Source organism: Candidatus Planktophila vernalis (assembly GCF_002288185.1).
Lineage (GTDB): Bacteria > Actinomycetota > Actinomycetes > Nanopelagicales > Nanopelagicaceae > Planktophila > Planktophila vernalis.
Genome location: NZ_CP016776.1, coordinates 857,823 through 881,185, shown reverse-complemented (window position 1 = coordinate 881,185; position 23,363 = coordinate 857,823). Strand labels below are relative to the sequence as shown.

The window sequence follows — 23,363 nt, the reverse complement described above, 5'->3', positions numbered from 1 at the left end:
GCACATGAGCGATATGTCCAAGAAAGTGCGTGAAGCACTCGATGTCGCCGTTGATGCAATTGGTGGATCAGCACGTGAAGGCCAGATTGAAATGGCTGAAGCTGTTGCTAACGCCTTAACTGATCGTCATCACTTAATGGTTCAAGCTGGAACAGGCACAGGAAAATCACTTGCTTATTTGATTCCTGGAATTGTGCACGGGCGAAAAGTATTAGTAGCAACTGCCACCTTGGCGCTGCAGCGCCAGTTAGTAGATAGAGATCTACCGGCAGTTGTTCCAGCTCTAGAAAAACTGCTCGGACGTGAAGTTAGCTATGCCATCTATAAGGGCGTCGGTAACTATGTCTGTTTGCAAAAGATGAATAGTGAGGATGTTGATCCTGATGGTGAATTGGTCATGGATGTTTCATCCCTTGAAAAGGATGCAAAGCGTTTAATTGCTTGGGCCAAGACGCCAGGGGTATCAGGGGATAGAGATGATGCACCTGAGGTGGATAGGCGAGTGTGGGCAGCCAATAGTGTTTCAGGGCGAGAGTGCGTAGGAGCAGATGTCTGTGCTTTTGGTTCACAGTGCTTTGCGGCAAATGCAAAAGGCAAAGCACAAACTGCAGATGTAGTTGTTACAAACCACACCCTTCTTGCAATTGAGATTATGGATCTGCATCCTATTTTGCCTGAGCGAGATTGCATCATTTTGGATGAAGCCCATGAGTTTATGGATAGAGCAACACAGGCTGTTACAGATGAACTCACTTCAGGTCGTGTACTTCGCGCTGCAGCAATGGCCCGCAAGTTCATGCCGGGCAAGCTGGCAGATGCTTTTCATAAAGCTGCCAATGATTTTCATGAGTCCATGGTTGATTACGGGGAATCTGTGCGCAGTGAACTGGGTTCACAGGGTCGCCTAGAGGAGATCCCGCAATCTTTGGAATCTCCTATTCGAAAGGTGAGGGAGGCTGCGCAAGCAATCGTGCAATCACTTACTGCCGATGATGAGATTATCGATACTGATGCCATGGCTGAGCGGGCACGTGTTAAAGGTGCGGTCAATGAAGTGTCAACAACTGCTGCCACGCTATTAAAACTTGGTGATGGTTTAGTGCTTTGGTATGAACCAACCTTTTCTACCTTGCACTTAGCACCGCTTTCTGTCTCAGATGTTTTGCGCGAGAACATGCTTAAACAAACTCCCGTTATTGCCACCTCTGCCACATTAACCGTTGGCAACTCTTTTAACTCATTAGCTAAAAGCATTGGTTTTATTGTGGGAGAGGATTTAAATGCCGAACTCTCTGAAGGTGAATTAGATCCAGGCAATGTGCAGATGCTAGATGTGGGATCTCCTTTTGATTTTGCTAATCAAGGCGTTCTCTATATGCCAAAGCACTTGCCAGAACCTGGGCGAGATGGCCCCAGCATTGAAGTACTCACAGAGTTAGGTGAGCTCATTGATGCTGCCGGTGGGCGCACGTTGGCCCTGTTTTCTTCATGGCGCGGTGTGGAGGCAGCAGATGCGCATTTGCGCAAAGTATTAGCTGAACTTCCTATCAAGATCATCACGCAAAAGCGCGGAGATGCAGTTGGTCCACTTGTTGCCCGCTTTGCTAAAGATGAAACTTCAGTATTACTTGGCACTATGTCGCTCTGGCAAGGCGTTGATGTGCCAGGAAATAGTTGCATCCTTGTTGCCATCGATCGCATTCCTTTTCCTAGACCAGATGAGCCGGTGATGTCAGCACGTGCATCCCAAGCAGATGCCGCTGGCGGAAGTGGCTTTATGCAGGTTTCACTGCCACGTGCTGCGCTGCTACTTGCTCAAGGCACCGGGCGTTTGATTCGATCTGTTGATGATCGGGGAGTAGTTGCAATTTTAGATTCACGTATTGTTACTAAGCGATATGGAAGTGTCCTACTTAACTCAATGCCACCGCTTTGGCGCACATCAGATAAGGCCGTGGTGCAGGATTCCCTAAAGCGCCTGAACGAGTCCCTTTAGGGTTGGCCAGGACTTTTCAAAACTAGGGTGAAGTGTTAGCTCTTCTACCTTTTCTATCTCCACCCAGCGCACTTCATGGGATTCATCATTGAGCTCGTGTGCTACTAAATCATCGCTGGCATGCGCAATGACAGTGTCATAGCACCAGCTGCCGTGATCATCGCTAAAAGTTTGAATAGGAGTCAGGTGCACAGGATCAATTCCTGTTTCCTCTTTTGCCTCCCGAATTGCAGCTTCTAATACAGATTCATGACTATCGCGGGCACCACCTGGGATTCCCCAGGTATCACCGTTGTGAACCCACGGGGCGCGATGTTGCAGCAGGATTTGTGTGCCACGAACTAAAAGGATTCCAGCAGCGCCATTGAGGCCCCAGTGCTTATTGCCGCAGGCGCATTGGATCCAACCATCACCATCGCGTGCGCTCATGAACTAAGAGTGTCACAACTATCCACAGTTAGCGCAGTGAGCATCGGGATTAGTCCTTTGCCCCATTTATCGTGCCTGCACATGAAGCGCTTATTAATTCTCATCCTTTTCATCACTTTATTCACCCCCGCTAGCGCAGTAGCTGACTGCACAACCAACGCCTGCGTTGATGTTTTCACGCAAGATAACCAGATCATCATTACGGCTAAAAAGGGAGATGGCGGGGCAGTAGTTAAAAAGCGCACAGTGGTTGTGCCAACTCCTAAGCCAACGCTGTGGTTTCCGCCTAAACCTAAAGCTGTCCCTGCCATTAAGCGCACCTATAAGCCACGGGTGCGTGTGAAGAAAGTTGTAACTGCCAGCGTGAATTTAAGTGATCGCTTAATCAAAATGGTTCCAACGGCCACGATTGCCTATCAACCAGAGTTTGAACCGCTGGTGCATGTGCCAGTTATTTTCTGGTGTGATCTGCCGACTCTCTTTCAATCTCGAGTCGACATCATCGGTGAAGTAATTGATGTTGCCCTGCGCCCGGGCTTTGCCTGGCAGTGGGGCGATGGGGAAATCTTTCAAACCAATGAACCAGGTGCTCCCTATCCCAATCAAAAAGTTACACATACCTATAAGCGCCCTGGTACTTACTACGTGAGCTTGATTGCCACATGGAATGGCAATTTCAAACACAACGGTGCTACGCGTGTCATCACAGGAACTATCAAAATCCCATCTTTTGCAGTTATCACCGTGGTATCTGCTAACTCAACTTTTACGAAATGAGCAGCTAATGACAACTGATTATGAAGAGCTAGAAATAGCATCCCTGCCACTTGCAAGTGATAAAGACTTTGTTGCACTCGTTACAAGCTTTAGCGTTGATCCAGATAGCCCAGATCTATCCTTCATGCAACGTGATGGTGCAACGGCAGTTATTGATTTAGCAACCGAGTTTGAAAAATATGGCGTGGCCAGTAATCCTGATTTGATTGCACGGGTTATTGGGCGCTTAAGTGATATTCAAGTGCGAGATTTTGCGCTGGGCACCCATAACTCTGAGAGCTTTGAAACCTATTGGTTGATGTGGCATTACTTATTACAGATTGCTCCCAAAGGCTTTGTTGCACCCGTTGCTACATTGTTTGCAACCCTTGCCTATGAGCGCTCTGATACTCCACTTGCTTATAGATCCCTTGATCGCGCTAGCGCTGATGCACCTGGCTATTCCTTAACGATTTTGCTGCGCAGAGTCTTTGGCTCAGGCTGGCCCGCTAATGCTTTTGCTGCCATGCGCATTGAGCTCCATCCCAAGGTCACTGCGGGGATTTTCGAGTAGCAGGGGGCTCTGCTATATTTCGCCCAGGTCATGAGTTCTAGTGCATAGCCCCGGCTTACTAGACGGCAACCCTCCACCACGGTGGGGTGCTCCGGGTGAAGACCAGATCGACTAGCACAACGCAGTCGATAAGCGTGGAACACCTAATTCCACTAGTTATGGCCCTTGTTGGCATATCTATTTTTAGGTGTTCCCATAACTGGGAGGAATTACATACATGTCAACCTTTTCACTTGAAGAAGCAGCTTTTGAAACCCGTCAAATTCACGCCGGACAAGTTGCAGATCCAACTACAGGAGCACGTGCACTTCCTCTGTATCAAACCACTGCATATCAATTCCGTGATACAAAACATGCAGCAGATCTTTTTGGTTTGGCAGAGTTAGGCAATATCTATACCCGCATCATGAACCCGACTCAAGATGTCGTTGAAAAGCGGATCGCCTCATTAGAAGGTGGCGTTGCTGCTCTTCTTCTTGCTTCAGGTTCTGCTGCTACAACTTTTGCAGTCTTAGCTGTTGCAACTGCAGGAGATCACATCGTTTCATCAAAGTATCTCTATGGAGGAACATATAACCTGTTCCACTACACCTTGCCAACATTTGGTGTGGAAGTAACTTTTGTTGATAATCCGAATGATCCTGCTGAATGGCAAAAAGCAGTTCGTCCAAATACCAAAGCTTTCTTTGGTGAGACTATTTCAAATCCTAATAATGATATTTTGGATATTGAGGCTGTTGCAAAGGTTGCCCATGAAAATCATGTGCCGTTGATTGTTGATAACACTGTGGCAACTCCATATGTGATTAAACCTATCGATTTTGGGGCAGATGTAGTTGTTCACTCAGCAACAAAGTTTCTTGCTGGTCATGGAAATGCAGTAGTGGGTGCAATTGTTGATTCAGGTAACTTTGATTATGCGCGCTATCCTGAAAAGTTTAAAAGCTTTAATACTCCAGATCCTTCCTATCACGGCCTGGTCTATGCCCAAGCTTTAGGAGTTGGTAGTGCATTTGGTGCAAACCTTTCCTATATCTTCAAGATTCGCTTGACATTGCTGCGCGATATTGGGGCAGCGGTAAGCCCATTTAACGCATGGTTGTTGGCTCAGGGCCTTGAGACTCTGACACTTCGCATGAAGCAACATTTAGAAAACGCTAAAGCTGTTGCATCTTGGCTTGAGAAGCATCCGCAGGTTGAGAAGGTTAACTACTCATCCCTACCGAGCAATTCATACAACAAATTAGCTACGAAATATGCTCCCAAGGGCTCAGGTTCAGTGCTCTCCTTTGAAATCAAGGGTGGGATAGAGGCTGGAAAGAAGTTTGTGGAAGGGCTCAGCTTGCACTCACACGTTGCAAATATCGGCGATGTGAGATCTCTAGTCATCCACCCCGCTTCAACTACGCATTCACAACTTTCGCCAGAAGAACTCATTAACGCCGGAGTAAATCCTGGCTTAATCCGTTTATCTGTTGGTCTTGAAGATATTGAAGATATCAAGGCTGATCTTGCAGATGGTTTTGCTGCCGCTAAGTAAATGTCACACAAAGAGGCACCGGTTACCGGGGCGTGGCTTGAACACCATGCACCCGGTGATCGGCGCTTTCTAAAAATTGGCGACGTTGGCCTTGAAAGCGGAGAAACTTTGGAAGATGTCACTATTGCTTTTCAAAGCTGGGGTGAGTTAAACGAGAAAAAAGATAATGCGATATTAGTCAACCATGCCCTCACTGGTTGGTCAGATGTGACTGGTTGGTGGCCTTCTATGGTGGGGCCGGGATTGCCTTTTGATACAGATAAGTATTTTGTTGTCTGTCCTAATGTTATTGGTGGCTGCCAAGGATCAACTGGACCATCATCTATTGCACCTGATGGCAAGAGATATGGGTCGCGCTTTCCGTCACTGACAATCCGTGACATGGTTGCAGCAGAAATTGCTTTCACAGATCTTCTAGGGATTAAGAAATACCAACTAGCTGTGGGGCCATCCATTGGCGGAATGCGCTCTTTGGAATGGGCCGTGCAACATCCAGATCGAGTTGGTGCTATCTGCACTATTGGTTCATCTGCTGTTGCTACCGGAGATCAAATTGGCACAGCCTCCATTCAAATAAGAGCTATAAAGAATGATCCTTATTTCAATAGCGGTGACTACTACGAGCAAGAGCGTGGTCCTATTGATGGAATGGGTATTGCTCGTCGTATTGCTCACCTGACTTATCGCACAGAGGCAGAGATGGATGTGCGCTTTGGACGAGAACTCCAAGGAGATGACACTGGCCGCTATGCCGTGGAGTCATATTTAGATCATCAGGCCAATAAGTTGGCCCAGCGCTTTGATGCCAATACCTACATCTGCCTGACTGAGGCCATGAATAGCCATGACATAGGACGAGATAGGGGCGGAGTAGTTGCTGCCCTGGAATCGATCACTATTCCAGTCGTGGCCGTCTCTATTGATACCGATCGCCTCTTTCCTATGCGGCTACAGGCTGAGATCGCCGACTTTGCACCTCATGCAGCGCCTCTGGTGACGATTTCATCGCCATTTGGTCACGATGGCTTCCTGGTGGAGGTTGAATCTGTGGGAAATGTGATTAGGCAGGCCCTGGATTTAGCTAAATAAGGGTCGAATTATCGCTTTTGGATGTGCATTTACCCCTGTGGACAAATTATAATATAGCCATCGCATCAGCGCGCTCGCTGATAAAAACCAAAGGATAATTGTGGCTGTATTTAGTGCGCTCAAAAACAAGGTGTTAAAGAAAGCTGTTAGGAAAAAAGCTGCACCTGTGAAGAAAACCGCTGCTAAAAAGGGAGCACCTGCCAAAAAGAGCGCGCCAGTAAAGAAAGCTGCTGCAAAAAAGAGTGCACCTGCAAAGAAAGTAGCGGCCAAAAAGGCGACGCCAGTTAAAAAGGCAGCCCCTGCAAAAAAGGTTGCACCTGTAAAGATTGCATTAAAGAAAGATTTAACGGCAAAAGATGTTCAAGCAATTGTTGATGCCAAAAATGCAGTATTGCGCCAGCATGAAGTTCTAGCAGAGCTAGAAAAGCGTGGTGTTACATCGATTAACCGCATTCCTAAAAAGACCGATAAAGATTTAGTGGATGAAGCCCGCGCCCTTGCAACTGATGTTCCAGTAATCGTTGAAAAACTACGCAAGGCTGGCCTTGGTTCACCATCTCGTATTTTGAAAAAGAGCGACTACGCACTTATCGAGCCAAAGGTGGCACCAGTTGCTGCGCCAAAGATTGATGCTAAGACTGGCAAAGCTGCAGTTGTAAAAATCGATGGGGAAGAAGTAGAGCTTGAAGAAGTAGAGCTTGAAGATGTTGAGACTTTGATTAAGGAAGCTGTCGAAATTATCGATGGTGAAGAAGAAGATAAGAGCAACCAACCACGCGTTGTTAACTTAGCTGAAGATACTTCTGGAAATGAAGAAAATGCCTTTACATTAAAGGCCTCTGAAGAAGATGACGCCCCTGCCCAGACAGTTATGACCGCTGGTGCTACAGCAGATCCAGTAAAGGATTACCTGAAGCAGATTGGCCGCGTTGCACTGCTAAACGCAGAGCTTGAAGTAGAGCTAGCTACACGCGTTGAAGCAGGGCTTTTTGCCGAGGCAAAGCTTAAAGATGAGAAGAAGCTTGAAAAGAAGCTAAAGCGCGAACTTGAATGGCTTGTTGAAGATGGAAAGCGCGCAAAGAATCACTTATTAGAGGCAAACCTTCGCCTCGTTGTCTCTCTTGCTAAGCGCTACACCGGCCGCGGAATGCTTTTCCTTGACCTTATTCAAGAAGGTAACTTAGGTTTGATTCGAGCCGTTGAGAAGTTCGACTACACAAAGGGTTATAAGTTCTCAACATATGCCACATGGTGGATTCGCCAGGCTATTACACGTGCGATGGCTGATCAGGCCCGCACAATCCGTATTCCTGTTCACATGGTTGAAGTTATTAACAAGTTGGCACGTGTTCAGCGCCAGATGCTTCAAGATCTTGGTCGCGAACCGACCCCAGAAGAGTTAGCTAAAGAGCTTGATATGACACCTGAAAAGGTTGTCGAAGTTCAAAAGTATGGCCGTGAACCAATTTCACTTCACACACCACTAGGTGAAGAAGGCGATAGCGAGTTCGGTGATTTGATTGAAGACTCTGAAGCTGTTGTTCCAGCTGATGCGGTGTCATTCACATTGCTGCAAGAGCAGTTGCACTCAGTTCTAGATACGCTCTCAGAGCGTGAAGCTGGTGTGGTTGCGATGCGCTTTGGTTTAACTGATGGTCAACCAAAGACGTTGGATGAAATTGGAAAGGTCTATGGCGTTACACGTGAGCGTATTCGCCAGATTGAATCCAAGACAATGTCCAAGCTTCGTCACCCTTCACGCAGCCAGGTTTTGCGGGACTACCTCGACTAAATCATGGACAAACCATCGATTTTTGTTAATCCCAAAAGCGGATCTATCAAGATCAGCGGTGAAGTTGATGTAGTTGATGTCGATGGCAAGGTCATCGAAAGCCTTACTAATCCCAAGCTCTGTGGTTGTGGGCTCTCTAAAGATAAGCCGTGGTGTGATTCATCGCATGGGGAGTATGTGAAAATCGTTGCCCAGCAACTTCGAAATGCCCGCGAATTAGTAAAGCCTTCTAATCTTTTTGGTGCCACACCTGTTCGTGCACGAGAGATTCGCGAGAATGAACTTAAGTACCGACTTGAGCATGAAGAAGTACTTGTGGGTGTCAAGCTCGGGGGAGCGCTGGATTCAACAAAGAAAGATGATCCGACATACATCAACATATTTGGGTATTTAACCGATGCAATGCAGTGCATTGATTCTTTACACACTGCATCTTTGATTTATCCACGTGCAGAAGCTGAAGTTGTCTTTAAGCTAAGCAAAGAGATAAATGGTGAGATTCATCCATCAGAAGTTCTAGATTACGTGAGCCATATTGCCGCAGGCATGGAAATCCTTGATTATCGCTTTGGTGAAGTTGAGGCATATGCAGAGGATTGCATTGCAGATAACGCTGGTGCTGCAGCTTTTGCATATGGCGCGTGGGTGCCTGCGCATCAAGAGAATTTAGATGCGTTAATGGCCGAAGTATTTGTTAATGGAGCGTTGACTCAATCAGCACCGTTAACTGCAATTCAAGGCAACCCCTGGATGGCAGTAGTTGAACTTTCTAAAGTATTAGCGGCAACGGGTGTGAAGTTGGCTGCTGGATCAATTATCTTTAGTGGATCTGCAACAACAGGAGTTCCTATGCTTGCAGGCAACAGCTATCGTGTTGAGATTAAAGGATTAGGAAACGTGGAGATAAAAGCTAGTTAGCTGGAGTCTCGACGAGCTTTTGACTCTCATCGACAATCTTTGCAGCAACTGTCTTTAGCTTTTCGGCATATTCCTTGCCATGGTGGGCACAGAACATGAGTTCTCCACCGTTGAGAAGCACGGCGCGAACATAGGCCTGGGCTCCGCAGCGGTCGCAACGGTCAAGGGCGTTAAGAGGTACTGATTGAAGCATCAATTGTTCTGACATATCTCTCTCCGTTCGTGCGTTGTGTCTTACTTCCTATGGAACATCAAACCATGTCTGGATATTCCCCGCTCGTTATAATTAAATTATTTTCGTTAAATTACTGTTAATTTGCTGTGGAAATATCGATATTTCCAGCATCTGAGACGTATTCGGCGCGCTTGCAAGTCATTTGCGCCTACGGACGATAACCTTTCGCCCCGTGGCCGAAAAAGATATTGCGACAAATGTGCAGGATAGCTATACCGCAAAAGATCTAGCGGTTTTAGAGGGCCTCGATGCCGTTCGCAAGCGCCCAGGTATGTATATCGGCTCCACAGACTCACGTGGACTCATGCACTGTTTGTGGGAAATCATTGATAACTCAGTAGATGAGTCACTGGCTGGACATTGTAAGAAAATTGAAATTAATCTTGAATCAGATGGTTCTGTTGAAGTCCATGATGATGGTCGCGGAATTCCAGTTGATAAAGAACCTAAGACTGGTTTAACTGGTGTTGAAGTTGTTCTCACTAAATTGCACGCAGGCGGAAAGTTCGGTGGCGGTTCATATGCTGCATCCGGTGGTCTGCACGGTGTTGGTGCATCCGTTGTGAACGCACTTGCATCTCGCCTTGATGCTGAAGTTGATCGTGATGGCAAGATTTACTGGATGTCATTCCAACGCGGTGTTGCAGGAATTTTTGATGGCGATGGACCAAAAGCACCATTTGAACCAAAATCAGGATTGCGCGTTATTGGCAAAATCTCTAGCAAAGTTACTGGCACACGTATTAAGTGGTGGAGTGATCGCCAGATTTTCCTTAAAGAGGCAGAGCTTGATCTAGAAGATATCTATGCACGTGCTCGCCAGACTTCTTACTTGGTCCCAGGATTAACGCTGATTGTTAATGACAATCGCACAAAGACCAAGACAACAGAGGTTTTCTTCCATAAGAGTGGAATTACTGAATACTGTAATTTCTTGCAACCCGATGAAGCCGTGGGTGATGTCATCCGTATCTATGGCACAGGTCATTACCAAGAGACTGTCCCTGTTCTAGATGATAAAGGCCACATGGTTTCAACTGAAGTTGAGCGCGATATGGAAGTTGATATCGCCATGAAGTGGGGTAATGGTTTTGAGACCACACAGCGCTCATTCGTAAACATCATTGCAACGCCTAAGGGTGGAACTCACGTGCTGGGCTTTGAGCGCGCTCTGGTCAAGGTAGTTAATGAGGCGCTTCGCTCGACTAAAACTCTTGCCAACAAAGAAATTGATGTTATTAAAGATGACGTCATTGAGGGTTTGACTGCTGTTGTCACAGTTCGTATGTCTGAGCCACAGTTTGAAGGTCAGACGAAGGAAGTTCTAGGAACGGCTGCTGCCACACGAATCGTTTCAGCGGTTGTGGCAGATAAGATGAAAGAGTATTTCAATACGTCAAAGCGCATTGATAAAGCTAATGGGCGCTTAGTACTTGAAAAGATTGCAGCAGCTTCTCGCACACGTATTAGTGCTCGTGCTCATAAAGATTTGCAGCGCCGCAAGAACGCTTTGGAATCATCATCTCTTCCAACCAAGCTTTCAGATTGTCGCTCTGAGGATGTAACACGAACAGAGCTATTTATTGTGGAAGGTGACTCAGCCCTTGGCACAACCAAGGCAGCACGTAACTCTGAGTTCCAAGCGATTTTGCCAATTCGTGGAAAGATTCTTAACGTTCAGAAAGCATCACTTTCACAGATGCTAGAAGATAAAGAGTGCGGATCAATTATTCAGGTAATTGGCGCAGGCTCTGGAAAGTCATTTGAACTAGATGAAGCCCGCTATGGCCGCGTTATCTTGATGTCAGATGCTGACGTTGATGGTGCACACATTCGTTGCTTGCTATTAACGCTGATGTATCGATACATGCGACCTCTGATTGATTCTGGCCGTGTATTTGCAGCTATTCCACCTCTGCACCGCATTGAAGTAATGGGCGGGGGAGGAAAGAAGGGTGAATACATCTACACCTATAGCGATGATGAGATGAAGAAAATTACTGCAGATTTAAAGAAGAGCGGAAAGCGTTGGAAAGAGCCTATTCAGCGCTATAAAGGTCTGGGCGAAATGGATGCAGATCAGCTGCGCGAAACAACCATGGATCCAGATGCCCGCACACTTCGTCGCATCACAGTCTCAGATGCCACAGCAGCCGAGGCGATGTTTGAACTATTGATGGGCAGTGATGTTGCCCCACGTAAGGAATTCATTGCCAATGCTGAGATTGATCGCGAACATATCGACGCTTAGTCGATAGAAACTAAGTCGAAGTACTCTTCTTTCCATAGATCCTCATCGCCATCTGGCAACAAGATAACGCGCTCAGGCTTTAGTGATTGCACAGCGCCCTCATCGTGAGAAACCATGATGACTGAGCCTTGATACTCAGCAAGTGCTCCAAGGATTTCAGCGCGAGATGCTGGATCTAAGTTATTTGTTGGCTCATCAAGGAGCAATACATTTGCTGCAGAGACAACGAGAACAGCTAGAGCAAGGCGTGTTCGCTCACCACCGGAGAGAACCTTGACGGGCTTGTGAACATCATCGCCGATGAAAAGGAATGAACCTAAAGTGTTACGGGCTTCTGGTTCACGCAGATCTGGCGTTGCAGACATCATGTTTTCTAGAACTGTGCGCTCAAAGTCCAGGGATTCATGTTCCTGGGCGTAGTAACCAATCTTTAGACCGTGGCCTTGTTCAACTTTTCCGGTATCAGATTCAAGTTCGCCGGCCAGAATTCTAAGAAGTGTTGTCTTTCCAGCACCGTTAAGTCCAAGGATTACAACACGAGAGCCTTTATCAATCACACAGGAAACATCGGTAAAGATTTCAAGTGAGCCATAAGACTTTGAAAGCTCTTCACCAGAAAGGGGAGTCTTGCCACATGGGGCAGGAGTTGGGAAGCGTAGACGTGCAACTTTGTCATTGACGCGCACATCTTCTAGACCGCTGCGAAGTTTTTCAGCTCTACGTAACATGCCTTGGGCAGCAGTTGCCTTCGATGCCTTTGCACGCATCTTCTCGCCCTGCTTCTGCAAAATCTCTGCACGCTTTTCAGCGTTAGCGCGCTCCTTCTTACGACGGTGCTCATCTTGCTCGCGCTGGAGAAGGTATGCCTTCCAACCCAAGTTATAGACATCGATCACGTTGCGGTTGGCATCGAGATAGAAAACTTTATTAACAACGGTTTCAATCAAGTTCACATCGTGGGAGATGATGACAAGGCCGCCGGAGTATTTAGCTAAAAACTCGCGCAGCCACATAATGGAGTCAGCATCTAAGTGGTTAGTTGGCTCATCAAGAAGCAAAGTCTCAGCGCCACTAAAGAGAATGCGTGCTAATTCAATACGGCGGCGTTGACCACCTGAGAGTGTGGAGAGCTCGTGCGCAAAGACTGCCTCTGTAACACCTAAAGATGTTGCAATCGCTTCTGCTTCAGCAGTTGCTGCATAACCACCGGCAGCGCTGAACTCATGTTCAACGCGGGTGTAGCGATCCATTGCTTTTTCAAGGGCTTCACCTTGGGCAGTTGCCATCTCTTCTTCCACAGCGCGCATGCGATGTGAAATCTGATCTAAATCACGGGCAGAGAGAATGCGCTCGATTACTGTGCCAGGTTCATCGCCAGTGCGTGGATCTTGTGGCAGGTAACCGATTTTTCCTGTGCGATTTACCGCACCACCTGCAGGCATAGTTTCACCTGCTAATACTTTTGCAAGAGTGGATTTACCTGCACCGTTTCTACCCACAAAACCAATGCGGTCACCGCTATTGATACGCACAGTTACGCCTTTAACCAGCAGGCGAGCACCTGCTCGAAGTTCTAGCGCTTGGGTTGAAATCACGCCGTAGTTTAACGCTTAGGGCTTAGGCAGCGCCAATTCGAGTTTTTCTGGCGGTCGCAAATGACTTACCAACTGCGGTTAATTCATCTGAAACCTGTGCTTTGATCGCATCTTCACTTTTTAGCAGTTTAGCCAGTTCTGCAATCGTTGCTTTTAACTCTTTTTGCTCTGTTTCAAGTTCTAGCTTGCTCATCTTTGTTAAACGACGAAGTGGCATATCCAAGATATAGGTAGTTTGTTCATCATTTAACTTAAAGTCCTTCATTAACTTCTCTTTAGCAGCTGCTGCATCATCGCTGCCACGGATAATCTTGATGACCTTATCGATATCGATAATCGCCTTTAAGAGTCCATCAACAAGAGTTAAGCGCCCTTCAGCCTTTGCTTTGCGGAACTCAGAGCGACGACGCACAACTTCAATGCGGTGTTCAATGAAGACTTTAAGCAGCTCTTTTAATCCAAGAGTCTGAGGCTTTCCTTTCACCAATGCCACAGCATTGATGGAGAAGGCATCTTCCATTGGAGTTAAGGCATAGAGCTGTTCTAGGACGGCTTCTGGCTCAAAGCCGTTCTTAATCTCAATAACTACGTTGGTGCCAGTCTGGCCATCAGTTAGATCGATGATGTCGCTAATTCCCTGGATCTTCTTAGCTTTAACAAGGGCTGCAATGCGCTCAACGACTTTTTCAGGTCCGATTGTGAAGGGAAGTTCTTTAATAACAATTCCCATTTTGCGTGTGGAGACCTTTTCGATCTCAACACTTGCACGGACTTTAAAGGAGCCCTTACCTGTTGCATACGCTTCGCGCACGCCATCAAGGCCAACAAGTTCTCCGCCCGTTGGAAAATCTGGACCAGGAACGAATTTCATTAACTGCTTGACTGTGGCAGATGGGTTTTCAATTAAGAACTTAGTTGCAGCGATGACTTCACCCAGATTATGTGGAGCCATGTTGGTTGCCATTCCCACAGCAATTCCAGAACCGCCGTTAACAAGCAGGTTGGGATAAGCAGCAGGAAGAACAAGAGGTTCAGCTAACTGACCGTCATAGTTTGGACCAAAGTCAACGGTGTTCTCATCAGCTTCTGCAACCATTGCCATTGCAGCAGATGCAAGGCGGGCTTCGGTATAGCGCATTGCTGCAGGACCGGCATCAAGTGATCCAAAGTTTCCGTGACCATCAATGAGTGGAAGGCGCATTGAGAAAGATTGCGCCATACGAACAAGTGCGTCATAAATTGCGCCATCTCCGTGAGGGTGCAACTTACCCATTACTTCACCAACAACACGTGCACTCTTAACATGTCCGCGCTCTGGGCGAAGTCCCATATCTGCCATCTGATGCAAGATGCGACGGTGAACTGGCTTTAAACCATCACGTGCATCAGGAAGTGCGCGTGAATAAATTACTGAGTATGCATACTCAAGAAAAGATTCTGAAACTTCCTTTGAAACATCGATATCAACGATCTTGCCTGGGTATTCACCAGGTTTTGGACCGACGGGTTTTTTCCCCTTTGCCGCAGTTTTCGCGGGAGTCTTCGCAGTTGCCATTGGAGCATTGTGCCAAGAGAGTTGCTTAATCTAGGGGAGGGCGCGCCCCAACAGTTGCTACACACTTTGCCGCCAATGCAGTTCCGGCTGAAAGGGATGCCTGTAAATCATTTGTTTCTAGCCACTTTGGAATAAATCCAGCAGCAAATGAATCTCCAGCACCTGTTGTGTCGACCACATTGGTAGTGACGGCAGACACCTTTGCAACGATGTCGCCATGAACAGCCATAGCGCCACGAGAACCTAATTTGATGACAACAAGTGGTGTGTAAGCAGTTAGATTCTTTTCTGCCGTTTCAACATCTTTAGCATCACCTAGATAGAGAGCTTCTTCAGAGTTAAGAAGAATTCCATCCATGAGTTTGACCCAGGATAAAACTTCATCACGGGAAACAATCTTCATCGCTCCAGTTGTAGTTGGATCAAAATAAATTGGCTTTCCAGCTGCCTTGATCTTTGCAATCATAGAAAGAACGGCGTCACGACTGCGAAAATCTAGAAGTGCATAACCACTCAAATACACGCCATCGACATCATCTAGCGGAGGCAAGTCACTTACTTCAAGGTCGGCGTTAGCACCGTTGTCTGGAAACATTGTGCGCTCACCATTGGCATCGACCAAAATAACTACAACACCGGTTGGGCGGCCTGAGTGCATCAAATTCATGTGCTCCACGCCGTATTTATCTAAATCAGAGATAAGGGCAAAACCAACAGGATCATTGCCAACACGGGCAACTAACTGAGCTTTGGAGTGTGTGCGAGTAATCCACGTTGAAACATTTGCAGCTTGTCCGCCTGGGTGGCTAGAAATTCTGCTGGCAGTGTCATTGCCGTAGTTGATTGGCTCTTTGAGCTGGGAAATAACATCTAGGGCTAGATCGCCAATACACAAAATCTTTTTCATTTAAGCGCCATCGCAATATCTGCAGCTAATGCGCAGTTAGATTTAATGATTTCAGTATTAATGGCAAGTGATTCACCTTTGCTCGCGGTGTGAAAATGCTCAAGTAAGTATGGTGTTACATACTTTCCATCAATTCCATCGCGGGCAGCATTTGCCATACCAGTTGCCAAGATTTCATCATGGCGCGCTTTATCCATCTGCTTCTCAACTGGGTTAGTAACAATCAATGCGTGGTTAGAAGTTGCAACTTGGCTTCTAGCATTAACGATTGCGGCGATTTCTTCGGCTGAATCAACGCGGTGTTCGATTTCAAAGCCTGAATCAGTTAAGTAGAAACCAGGGAAGCGGTTGGTTTTATAACCAACGATGCCAATAGCTAAGGTTTCAAGGCGCTCTAGCGTGGCATGAACATCAAGAATTGATTTCACTCCGGCACAGACAACGGTCATATCTAACTGTGAGAGCGCAGTTAAATCTGCAGATTCATCAAATGATTCATTGGCACCTCTGTGAACACCGCCAAGACCACCGGTTGCAAATACTTTGATTCCAGCAATTGCTGCAATGTGAGCTGTGGCAGCAACTGTTGTTGCCGCGCTCTTGCCTTGAGCAATGATGATGGCTAAATCACGACTGGAAGCTTTAGAAATATCATCACGATTAGCAATGGCATCAAGCTCACTTGCTTCAAGACCGATATGAACAACGCCATCAAGGAGTGCGATTGTGGCCGGGACGGCTCCGCGTGCTCGAATAATGCTTTCGCACTCTTGGGCAACTAAAAGATTGGATGGGCGTGGCAAACCATGGCTAATAATCGTAGATTCGAGTGCAACGATGGGTGTTCCGGCTGCAATTGCAGCAGAAACCTGCGTTGAATACTTAATTGCACTCTTCATGGGACAACCTTAGCCGATGTAATGAGAAGATATGAACGTGCATTTATCCCAGATAACTCCATCGATCTTTACATCCTTGGGGCTATCGACTTCTGAAGACCTTTTAGCGATTGGGCCTTCACCCAGCGGGCGTGAACTTCTATTTCTTATCGATGGCTTTGGCGCAGATGTTATTGAAAAATACGCAGATGTCATGCCAACTATCGCCCGGCTCACAAAGTTTTCAACTATTCAAACTTCTTTTCCATCAACTACTGCCACCTCATTAGCAACGCTCATGACTGGAACTTTGCCTGGCGTGCACGGAATGCTCGGATACACCGTGCAAGTTCCACGCAGTGGCGGTCGAATCCTTAACGCTCTTAAATGGGATGAGCGCGTTGATCCCATCAACTGGCAGCCAGTTCCCACTTTGTTTGAGCGCGCAGTTGCCGAAAACATCAACGTCACACATGTTGCAGCCAAACGCTATGAGAACTCTGGCTTCACACGAGCAGTCTTTCGCGGAGCCAACTACAAGGGTGCAAATGTTTCAACAGATTTAATTGCAGAGACTAAAGCAGCACTACAAAAGACACCTTCTTTTGTCTATCTCTATGTCAATGATTTAGATGTAGCAGGACATAGTGATGGCGTTGGAAGTGAGAAGTGGTTAGCAGCACTTGGAATGATTGATCAAATGTTTTCAAACCTCATGAAAGAGATGCCACATGGCACCCGCATTTGGCTCACTTCAGATCATGGAATGGTCAATGCAAGTGAGAAGATAATTATTGGACAAGACAATCCATTGTTAGAGGGTGTGGCAGTCATTGGGGGAGAACCAAGAGCAAGACATCTCTATCTCTCACCAGATAACGACAGCGTGAGTGCACGAAGTGAATTAGCCAGCAGGTGGCAGGAGTATTTGGGCGAAAGAGCAACAGTTCTTACTCGCGAAAGTGCAATCACTTTAGAGCTATTTGGAAGTGATGTGAGTGCTGATGCATTAGATCGCATGGGTGAAGTGATAGCTATTGCTCAAAGCGCAGTTGTTTTACTTGATCCAGAGCGCGCTGATAAGGAAGGTGCGATGGTGGGACACCACGGCGGAGATAGTCAGATGGAGTCTGAAGTTGGGTTATTAACTACAACGTTAAGTTGATTACTGATCTTCAGTAGGTTTGATGCCGAACATAATTTCATCCCAGCTAGGAACCTTTGCTCGTGCAACAACACCATCGCGCGCAGCCTCATCATCTGGGAGTTCACGAATAACTGCCAAGCGTGGAACTTCTGGCATAGGGGTGATGTCTTCACGCAAAGAAGGGTGATTTGCATCTGAATAGACAAGACCCGGTGCGCTCATCTGACGTGCTGGTGGCTCATCGCCCATCATCCAACGCGCATTCTCATCCATAGATGTGAGCACACGACGAGTTGTGTCAAAGTTCCATTGCGCAATTCCCACACCACTGGTGTTTGGGTAATGCAGTTCAACTGTCCAAGTTGAATCTTCATGGCGCCATGTGTTCCAGGAAAGATCTGAAAGATCGATATTGCGCGGGGCAAGACGAGAAACAACTACGCCCAACAAGTTAACTGGATCGCGGCTTCCTTCTTTGCGAACAGAGACTTGTTGGGCTTGATCAATGATGTAGATGCGCTCTTGCAAGATTGGACCGGAGAAGCGTTCGATTTTTTCAATCGGAATATTATTTTCGCGTGCTAACTCTTCAGCTAACTCACCAGCACGCAAGCGACGTTGAATCTCTTTGATAGAAATTGTGTCGGCTTCTTGTTCTGGAACTGCAGAAAGACGAGGTTGATTAACTGTGGCACGCAATGTGTCGCTAATGCGAACAGTGAACTCATTGCCATCATTGTCGTGCAGGGACAAGTGAGTACCGTCCTCATTCTTGCCGTTTAATCGAAGCTCAGTCACGGTTCAGAGAGTAATGGATGAGCCCCTTATAAACGCGAAAGTAGGGCAGTGTGGCTAATAAAGCTGCACACATAAATCCCAGGGGCACCCAGAAAGCCGTTTGCGCCCCGTAGGTATCGATGATCCATCCGCCGAGTGCGCTAGAGATTGCACCACCTAACGGCATACCGGCAACGACCCAAGTAAATGATTCAGTGATCTGTTCACTGGGCACTACCTCTTGCACAACACCATAGGCATTAACAATCAATGGCGCGATAGCAAAGCCATTAAAGAACAGGGCTATGGCTAGCCAGAATATTGAATCCACAAATATAAATGGAATCGATAATGTAGTCAGCGCAGTTAAGAAGATTAGAAAACGGCCAACGTATGGAGTTTTCCATTTAATCAGTCCATTAATGATGGCCATGACTGCGCTGCCAGATGCCCAAATGCCTAGGAGCAAACCAGAATAAGACTTGGCTCCTTGGCTTTCGGCAAATCCAACAACCGTAATTGAGATAGCTCCAAAGAAGCCGCCAGTGAAAGTGGTGGCAAGTGCAATGGCCTGAACGATTGGTATTCCAATAACTGGGGGATGAGGATCCTTAACGCGCACCGGTGATGGTGGCGGCTCAGTTGCCCGTTGCATTGCAAAGAGTGGCAGACCGATAGACATCAAAATCATTCCAGCGATTAGACCTGCAGCTGGTGCAATCGATGTTGCACATGCGGTGGCAGTAATTGGACCAACGATAAATACAACTTCATCCATTAAAGCTTCATAGGAGTAAGCGGTATTCACCACATGCTTATCTGTTTCATCTTCAGCCGTTGTTGATTTATCAGGACTTAAGACATGAAGCCAACGGCGGCGTACTAAGCCGCCAGTGTTGATTGCAGCAAGCTCAGCCAAAATGATTGATACAAACCAAGTCCAGACCGGTGCTCCATTCATCACGAGTGCGATAAAGAGTGAAAGACCAATGATTTTCATTGGCACGACTCTCATTAACATCTTTCGTTGCCCAATGCGATCTGCAAGCCTTGACCAAAATGGGTTTGCAATAGAGATAACAATGGAGGCAACTGCGCTTAGCGCCCCAGCTAATGCATAGGAATCACTGACTGCCACAACAATAAAAATTAGGGCTAATGAATCCATAGAAATCGGCATTCGGCCGATGAGGCCTGAAATAGAAAACTTCATCGCTCCCGGAGTGCGAAACAGGGTTGTATATGCCGAGAACATGTGAGACATCCTATTGCAGGGTTAGGATGTGCTCGTGAGTATTAATGATGAACTCTTAGCGCTGGCTTTGGATATTGCCAAGCAAGCTGGCCGATTACTTGTTGATAGACCAGCCTCTTGGGAGTTAACTTCTAAATCAACTGCGATAGATATTGCAACACAGATGGATATTGCAAGTGAAAAACTCATTGTTAACGCCATTCTTGCCGCCCGCCCAGATGATGGGATCATTGGTGAAGAAGGCGCAGATAGGGTGAGTACATCCGGTTACACCTGGGTGATAGATCCAGTAGATGGAACTGTTAACTATTTCTATGGCCTACCTGGTTGGAACATCAGTATTGCCGTTAAAGATTCTGAAGGAACAGTGGCAGGTGTGGTGCACGCACCCACGATTGATGCCACATGGCATGCAACCCGTGGTGGCGGTGCTTTCCTCAATAACCTACCGATTTCCTGCAATGAACCCATTGAATTAAACCGAGCTTTAATTGCAACTGGTTTTGCATATGAACTCAAAGATCGAATTAACCAATTAGATTTAGTCAATCAATTAGTTCCAAAGATTAGAGATATTCGCCGAATGGGAGCTGCTGCAACTGATCTGTGTTGTGTGGCAACGGGAATGGTGGATGGCTATATCGAAACTGGATTAAAGGAGTGGGATTTAGCGGCTGGAGCTCTGATTGCCACTGAGGCTGGGGCAGTTGTCACCACGCATTCATGGCGGGGGATGGAGTTAACGGTGGCTGGCGGTGCCCACCTGCATGCTGGGCTCATGCGGGAGATTCCCGCCTAGATGTACCCGATTTAGGCTCAAGGCCCCTTCTGTGGCAAGATACGCAGTCTGCACCTGCCAAAGCCGGTGCTTAAGAGATGAAGATAAAAAAGGACGAATTCCATGAACATTCTTGACGCCGTAGATGCAGCATCGCTGCGCAAAGACATCCCACAGTTTCGTGCTGGTGATGAGCTCAAGATTCACGTCCGTGTTATCGAAGGTAGCAAGAGCCGTCTTCAGGTTTTCCAGGGAATCGTTATCCGTCGCCAAGGTGATGGAGTTCGCGAGACTTTCACAATCCGTAAAGTTTCTTACGGTGTTGGCGTAGAGCGCACATTCCCAGTTCACACTCCAGTTATTGAAAAGATTGAATTAGTAAAGAAGGGCGAAGTACGTCGCGCCAAGCTTTACTACCTACGCGATCTACGCGGTAAGGCTGCAAAGATTCGCGAAAAGCGCGATGGCGTTGAAGGTTACGGTGATGGAATTCTTTCAACACCAGAACCAATCGCAGCGGTAGTTCCAGCAGCTGCTGTTGTTGAGGAAGTTGTTGAAGCGCAAGTAGCAGTGGCACCTGTTGTTGAAGAAGTTGTAGAGGCTCCAGTAGTTGAAGCGGTTGTTGAAGCTCCAGTTGCTGAAGAAGTTGTTGAAGAAACTCCTAAAGCCGAATAATCAGCTCCATGCGTCGTAAGGGTTCCCTCCTTCGGGAGCTCCCAATCCTTGTTGTAGTAGCACTTGTTGTCTCCCTGCTTATAAAGACTTTCCTTGTTCAGTTTTTCTATATTCCTTCGGGCTCAATGGAAAACACTCTGCAGATCAAAGACCGAGTTGCTGTTAATAAAATTCCATTCCTCTCGCGCAATATCGCCCGTGGTGATGTTGTAGTTTTCCGCGATCCCGCAGGTTGGCTACCTGAAATCACAGATTATTCAACAAACAAATATGTTTCTAAGTTAAAGACAGGATTAGTTGCAGTTGGTGTGTTGCCTAATCCAGCTAAGCAGTACTTGGTCAAGCGTGTAGTTGGCGTTGGGGGAGATCGAGTCATTTGCTGCGACAAGGCTGGCCTGTTAACAGTTAACGGCACGGCGATCAAAGAGCCTTACATCTTTGCTGGAAATAAGGCCAGTGAAATGAATTTTGATGTCACCGTGCCTAAGGGAAAAGTCTGGGTTATGGGAGATCACCGCAATGCAAGTGCCGACTCCAGATATCACCAAGACGATATCAATAAGGGTTTTGTTCCACTCTCTCGCATTACTGGCCGAGTTGTTGCAGTTATCTGGCCGTTCAAACACATTACTTATGTTCCACAAATTAACGTTTTAAAGTAGTTCCACATGAAGGTTATTGAGCAGCTGCTCATTCAATCAGGAATCTCTCCTATTGCCGGCGTTGATGAAGCAGGACGCGGGGCATGTGCTGGTCCATTAGTTATCGCAGCCGTTGTTTTAAAAGATCCTTTCGCACCAGAGCTTGCACCTGTGCGCGACTCAAAAGAGATTAGTGAAGGCAAGCGCGAAGAAGTCTTTGAACTTATTGAATCCATTGCATCAAGTATTAGTGTGGTGATTGTGCCAGCTGAGGAAGTTGATGCACGCGGTGTTCACGCAGCAAATCTTGATGGCATGCGCAGAGCAGTCAATGGCCTAGATGTAATACCGGCCTATGTTTTAACTGATGGCTATGCCATTGAAGGTTTAGGTCTTCCTAATTTAGCTGTGTGGAAAGGCGACCAAGTAGTTGTCAGCATTAGCGCTGCCTCGGTCATTGCAAAGGTAACTCGTGATCGCATTATGCGTCAGATGGATACAGAGTTTCCGCTCTATGGTTTTGCTGGACATAAGGGATACATCACTGCAGCTCACACACAAGCCCTGAATGAACATGGGCCTTGTGCACAACACCGTCAGTCCTTTTCAAATGTAGCTGCACTTATTCACAAGCAGTAGTTTGATCTAAGTTTTTTATCACCCGCCAGATTTAACGTGGCGCCTTATGTACATACAAACACCAGCATTTTTGACCCCCTTTGAAGCCCGCGCCATTCTCTTCTCATGCATTGAACCTGGACATTTCTTCTGGAGCGCTGAGATCTCTGCGCACGGTCCACTTAAAGTTTTGGAATCCATACTTTCTGCAAGCTACCCAGCGGAGAAAACAAGGGCCATTATTACTTCTATACGTGTGGCTGATGTAGGTCAGATTCTCTATGAGATTGAAAAAGCTGGGGCGCAGTTCTTAACTCCTGAGCACGAGCATTGGCCAATAGGTGTCAACCAACTTGTAAATCCACCCATCGGGTTAATTGTTAAAGGGGATTCAACCTGCTTGATAACTGACTCATTAGCAATCGTAGGCTCTCGCAAACCCACAAACTATGGGGCCAACGTTGCTAGTGAATTTGCTCGTGGTTTCTCAGATTTAGGGTGGACGATTATTAGCGGGGGAGCATATGGAATTGATTCCTATGCCCATCGTGCAACCCTTCATGCAAATGGAAGAACGATTGCAGTTCTGGCAACGGGGATTGAAGTGGCATATCCGAAATCGAATCAAAAACTCTTTAATGAGATGAGTGCACATGGCGCACTCATTAGTGAACTCATGCCACATGAGAGCGCTATGCCATCTAGGTTTCTTGTGCGAAATCGTTTGATTGCATCGATTGCCAAAGCAACCTTGGTGGTTGAAGCGGCCTATAAAAGTGGTTCACTTCGCACCGCACACGATGCCGCCGAACTTCTTCGCCCAGTCATGGCAATTCCTGGACCAATTAACTCTGCAATGAGTCAGGGATGTCATCGCTTAATTAGTGAACGTGCCGCTGAGTTGATCACATCCGTTGCAGATGCAGTGGAGTTCATAGGTGCAAATCAATGAGAGAA

Annotated in this window: 21 protein-coding genes, 1 pseudogene and 1 riboswitch; of the genes and pseudogenes, 14 read left to right on the top strand and 8 right to left on the bottom strand. The window is 46.9% G+C overall.

Annotated features, from left to right (window positions below; all coding sequences use genetic code 11):
* Nucleotides 1-4 precede the first annotated feature (4 nt).
* Nucleotides 5-1,996: an ATP-dependent DNA helicase gene (locus A7sIIA15_RS04595; RefSeq protein WP_095685998.1), complete on the top strand. Its 1,992-nt coding sequence runs from the start codon at nucleotides 5-7 to the stop codon at nucleotides 1,994-1,996.
* Here A7sIIA15_RS04595 and A7sIIA15_RS04590 read toward each other — a convergent pair.
* Nucleotides 1,970-2,425: an NUDIX hydrolase gene (locus A7sIIA15_RS04590; protein ID WP_095685997.1), complete on the bottom strand. Its 456-nt coding sequence runs from the start codon at nucleotides 2,423-2,425 to the stop codon at nucleotides 1,970-1,972. The genes A7sIIA15_RS04595 and A7sIIA15_RS04590 overlap by 27 nt on opposite strands.
* An 81-nt stretch (nucleotides 2,426-2,506) precedes the next feature.
* On the opposite strand from A7sIIA15_RS04590, the gene A7sIIA15_RS04585 reads away from it, so the two are divergent.
* The 6 genes from A7sIIA15_RS04585 (at nucleotide 2,507) to A7sIIA15_RS04560 (ending at nucleotide 9,094) form a co-directional block, all read left to right on the top strand.
* Nucleotides 2,507-3,202: a PKD domain-containing protein gene (locus A7sIIA15_RS04585; RefSeq protein ID WP_095685996.1), complete on the top strand. Its 696-nt coding sequence runs from the start codon at nucleotides 2,507-2,509 to the stop codon at nucleotides 3,200-3,202.
* Between the two features lie 7 nt (nucleotides 3,203-3,209).
* Nucleotides 3,210-3,755, top strand: coding sequence for a DUF4192 family protein (locus A7sIIA15_RS04580; protein ID WP_190279112.1), 546 nt, complete (start codon nucleotides 3,210-3,212; stop codon nucleotides 3,753-3,755).
* Nucleotides 3,756-3,781: 26 nt separating this feature from the next.
* Nucleotides 3,782-3,896, top strand: a riboswitch (SAM riboswitch).
* Between the two features lie 76 nt (nucleotides 3,897-3,972).
* Complete coding sequence (locus A7sIIA15_RS04575; protein WP_095685994.1) at nucleotides 3,973-5,295, top strand: bifunctional o-acetylhomoserine/o-acetylserine sulfhydrylase; 1,323 nt, start codon at nucleotides 3,973-3,975, stop codon at nucleotides 5,293-5,295.
* The gene (gene metX / locus A7sIIA15_RS04570; RefSeq protein WP_095685993.1) at nucleotides 5,296-6,384 is read left to right on the top strand and encodes a homoserine O-acetyltransferase MetX; all 1,089 of its coding nucleotides are present in this window, start codon (nucleotides 5,296-5,298) and stop codon (nucleotides 6,382-6,384) included.
* 100 nt (nucleotides 6,385-6,484) lie between these two features.
* Nucleotides 6,485-8,176 (top strand): RNA polymerase sigma factor, encoded by a 1,692-nt coding sequence (locus tag A7sIIA15_RS04565; protein WP_095685992.1) that lies wholly within the window; start codon nucleotides 6,485-6,487, stop codon nucleotides 8,174-8,176.
* Nucleotides 8,177-8,179: 3 nt separating this feature from the next.
* Nucleotides 8,180-9,094, top strand: a complete 915-nt coding sequence (locus A7sIIA15_RS04560; RefSeq protein WP_095685991.1) for a fumarylacetoacetate hydrolase family protein — start codon at nucleotides 8,180-8,182, stop codon at nucleotides 9,092-9,094.
* Here A7sIIA15_RS04560 and A7sIIA15_RS04555 read toward each other — a convergent pair.
* Entirely contained in the window at nucleotides 9,087-9,302 is a 216-nt protein-coding gene (locus A7sIIA15_RS04555) for a DUF7455 domain-containing protein (RefSeq protein WP_095685990.1), read from the bottom strand. The two genes, A7sIIA15_RS04560 and A7sIIA15_RS04555, sit on opposite strands and share 8 nt — an antisense overlap.
* A 199-nt stretch (nucleotides 9,303-9,501) precedes the next feature.
* Between A7sIIA15_RS04555 and A7sIIA15_RS04550 the strand changes: the two genes are divergently transcribed.
* Complete coding sequence (locus A7sIIA15_RS04550) at nucleotides 9,502-11,580, top strand: DNA gyrase/topoisomerase IV subunit B (protein ID WP_095685989.1); 2,079 nt, start codon at nucleotides 9,502-9,504, stop codon at nucleotides 11,578-11,580.
* Here the strand turns inward: A7sIIA15_RS04550 and abc-f are convergent.
* From abc-f to A7sIIA15_RS04530, 4 genes and pseudogenes are all read right to left on the bottom strand, one after another.
* Nucleotides 11,577-13,175, bottom strand: a complete 1,599-nt coding sequence (abc-f, locus tag A7sIIA15_RS04545; RefSeq protein ID WP_095685988.1) for a ribosomal protection-like ABC-F family protein — start codon at nucleotides 13,173-13,175, stop codon at nucleotides 11,577-11,579. The two genes, A7sIIA15_RS04550 and abc-f, sit on opposite strands and share 4 nt — an antisense overlap.
* Before the next feature lie 40 nt (nucleotides 13,176-13,215).
* Nucleotides 13,216-14,730: pseudogene (locus A7sIIA15_RS04540) on the bottom strand (DNA gyrase/topoisomerase IV subunit A); the annotation flags it as partial.
* 25 nt (nucleotides 14,731-14,755) lie between these two features.
* Entirely contained in the window at nucleotides 14,756-15,637 is an 882-nt protein-coding gene (locus A7sIIA15_RS04535) for a carbohydrate kinase family protein (protein ID WP_018226046.1), read from the bottom strand.
* Nucleotides 15,634-16,536 carry a pseudouridine-5'-phosphate glycosidase gene (locus A7sIIA15_RS04530; protein ID WP_095685986.1) on the bottom strand — a complete coding sequence of 301 codons (903 nt, stop codon included), beginning with the start codon at nucleotides 16,534-16,536 and terminating at the stop codon, nucleotides 15,634-15,636. The genes A7sIIA15_RS04535 and A7sIIA15_RS04530 overlap by 4 nt, the downstream gene beginning before the upstream one ends.
* 31 nt (nucleotides 16,537-16,567) lie before the next feature.
* Between A7sIIA15_RS04530 and A7sIIA15_RS04525 the strand changes: the two genes are divergently transcribed.
* Nucleotides 16,568-17,680, top strand: coding sequence for an alkaline phosphatase family protein (locus tag A7sIIA15_RS04525; RefSeq protein ID WP_095685985.1), 1,113 nt, complete (start codon nucleotides 16,568-16,570; stop codon nucleotides 17,678-17,680).
* Here A7sIIA15_RS04525 and sepH read toward each other — a convergent pair whose 3' ends face one another.
* Entirely contained in the window at nucleotides 17,681-18,460 is a 780-nt protein-coding gene (gene sepH, locus A7sIIA15_RS04520) for a septation protein SepH (RefSeq protein WP_095685984.1), read from the bottom strand.
* The gene (locus A7sIIA15_RS04515; RefSeq protein ID WP_190279111.1) at nucleotides 18,453-19,694 is read right to left on the bottom strand and encodes an MFS transporter; all 1,242 of its coding nucleotides are present in this window, start codon (nucleotides 19,692-19,694) and stop codon (nucleotides 18,453-18,455) included. Before A7sIIA15_RS04515 ends, sepH begins: the two co-directional genes overlap by 8 nt.
* Nucleotides 19,695-19,728: 34 nt before the next feature.
* Between A7sIIA15_RS04515 and A7sIIA15_RS04510 the strand changes: the two genes are divergently transcribed.
* The 5 genes from A7sIIA15_RS04510 to dprA all read left to right on the top strand — a co-directional run bounded on the left by A7sIIA15_RS04510 (nucleotide 19,729) and on the right by dprA (nucleotide 23,358).
* On the top strand, nucleotides 19,729-20,493 hold the full coding sequence (locus A7sIIA15_RS04510) for an inositol monophosphatase family protein (protein ID WP_095686451.1): 765 nt from the start codon (nucleotides 19,729-19,731) through the stop codon (nucleotides 20,491-20,493).
* 102 nt (nucleotides 20,494-20,595) lie between these two features.
* Nucleotides 20,596-21,147 carry a 50S ribosomal protein L19 gene (rplS, locus tag A7sIIA15_RS07200; RefSeq protein ID WP_095685982.1) on the top strand — a complete coding sequence of 184 codons (552 nt, stop codon included), beginning with the start codon at nucleotides 20,596-20,598 and terminating at the stop codon, nucleotides 21,145-21,147.
* Between the two features lie 8 nt (nucleotides 21,148-21,155).
* Entirely contained in the window at nucleotides 21,156-21,809 is a 654-nt protein-coding gene (gene lepB, locus A7sIIA15_RS04500) for a signal peptidase I (RefSeq protein WP_095685981.1), read from the top strand.
* A gap of 6 nt (nucleotides 21,810-21,815) precedes the next feature.
* On the top strand, nucleotides 21,816-22,427 hold the full coding sequence (locus A7sIIA15_RS04495) for a ribonuclease HII (RefSeq protein WP_095685980.1): 612 nt from the start codon (nucleotides 21,816-21,818) through the stop codon (nucleotides 22,425-22,427).
* A 46-nt stretch (nucleotides 22,428-22,473) separates the two neighbouring features.
* Complete coding sequence (dprA, locus tag A7sIIA15_RS04490; protein WP_095685979.1) at nucleotides 22,474-23,358, top strand: DNA-processing protein DprA; 885 nt, start codon at nucleotides 22,474-22,476, stop codon at nucleotides 23,356-23,358.
* The last annotated feature ends 5 nt before the right edge of the window (nucleotides 23,359-23,363 follow it).